Below are 369 nucleotides of genomic sequence, written 5' to 3'. Positions count from 1 at the left end.
AAATCCAAAGTCTAATGGTGCCAAGCGCAAGAAAGAGTGTGATGTAGACAAAATCACAAATGCTCTTAGAATGCTTAAAAGAGCGGTGAAGCATGGATTTCAAGCAAAATATGTTTTAGTTGACAGCTGGTTCTCAAGCAAAGGCTTTATTTCTACAGTTAGAGGCATTAAAAATGGAACCCTGCACGTTATTTGTGCCATGAAAAAGGATTTTAGAAAATATGATTACAACGGAAAAGAAATGAATGCCAAACAACTTCTGAAAACGCTCAAGAATGAAGGGCGAGAAAAACGTTGCCGCAAAAGGAACGTGCGTTATTTTGAAGTGACTGTCGACTATGCAGGCATTGGTGAAACAGTCAAACTTTA

At 38.2% G+C, this 369-nt stretch carries 1 pseudogene; it reads left to right on the top strand.

The features are described 5' to 3' along the window. Positions 1–369 (top strand): annotated as a pseudogene (locus AC6HVZ_RS09405) (IS4 family transposase); the annotation flags it as partial.

The sequence above is a fragment of the Oceanobacillus sp. NCCP-135 genome (assembly GCF_059698015.1).
The sequence above is the reverse complement of the archived record's forward strand: the minus strand, read 5'-3'. Positions and strand labels throughout refer to the sequence as shown.